Annotated in this window: 2 protein-coding genes; one reads left to right on the plus strand and one right to left on the minus strand. The window is 55.7% G+C overall.

Annotated elements, in window-relative coordinates; translation table 11 throughout:
* Positions 1-573: response regulator (locus VQ045_RS21720; protein ID WP_331831607.1), on the plus strand; the 573-nt coding region annotated here is incomplete at its 5' end.
* 278 nt (positions 574-851) lie between these two features.
* On the opposite strand, the gene VQ045_RS21725 is transcribed toward VQ045_RS21720, so the two are convergent.
* On the minus strand, positions 852-1,193 hold a 342-nt coding region (locus VQ045_RS21725; protein WP_331831608.1), incomplete at its 5' end, for a hypothetical protein.

Raw genomic sequence — 1,193 nt, forward strand, 5'->3', positions numbered from 1 at the left:
CCCATCAGCGCCAAAATGCCGAAAAGTTCATTGCCCCTGCATCGAGGGCCGCGTAACGTTCAACCCGGCATCGCCGCTCAACGAAGTTCAACAAACTTCGGGACATCCCCCCATTTCAAGGCGTCGACGTCTAGGATGATGATGAATTACGCCCAAGCGAATACAAACGGCTCCGCGCAAAGCGATGATCACAAAACGGTCCTCATAGTTGAGGACGAGTTGTTCATTCGCATCAACATTGCCGACTATCTCCGGGACTGCGGCTTCCATGTTATCGAAGCCTCCACGGGCGACGATGCAAAGGCAGTCATCGAATCCGGCCGGACGATTCACGTCGTCTTTTCCGATGTTCAGATGCCTGGCGAACTCGACGGGTTTGGCCTTGCCCGTTGGATACGCCAGCATCGACCGGACCTACATGTCATCCTGAACTCCGGCATGGTCAACGCGGCGGAGAAGGCCGGTGATCTATGCAAAGACGGCCCGCTGATGGCCAAACCCTATGATGAAGCGCAGGTTGTGGCGCGCATCCAGGAGATGTTGCGCGCCGCAAATCAGCGCGAACTATACTAAACATACCTTGGCGGAAAGGCGAGGAACGCAATACCAAGCCCCGCATGACGATCATGCGTGGTTGTGCTTAATGCATTCCTAACAACGGTCTGATCTCGGGAATTCTGACCGCGGCCAATACCGCAAACGCGGTCTTTCCGCCCGCAACCGATAAGCCGTCTACCGAACAGCTGGGATGACCGAAGTGCCGCAGTGGCGCCATTGCAACCAAGCGCGAGGATTGACGTGTTTCGATTGGATCGCGCACCGCCCACAGGTCCGACGTTCACGGAAGGTTTTTAAGGCGCGATCGAGTTGACCAGAGAAGCCACATTCACCACAGCGGGTTCATAAGTCCGGCTCGTCGGGACACAATGATCAATCGATCGGCGAATGAAATCGAGACGATAATGACTAATGTCAAAAAGATGGTGCTTTCCACTATGGCTATGACGGCAATCGTAGCAAGTTCCGCATTTGCACAGGTCGGTGGCGGTGCCTCTGGCAATGTCGGTGGTGGCGTCGGCGGGGGGATGTCCCGAAGTTTGTTGAACTTCGTTGAGCGGCGATGCCGGGTTGAACGTTACGCCGCCCTCGATGCAGGGGCAATGAACTTTTCGGCATTTTGGCGCTGATGGGCA

This window comes from Aurantimonas sp. E1-2-R+4 (genome assembly GCF_036549515.1).
In the GTDB taxonomy this organism is placed as follows: domain Bacteria; phylum Pseudomonadota; class Alphaproteobacteria; order Rhizobiales; family Rhizobiaceae; genus Aurantimonas; species Aurantimonas coralicida_A.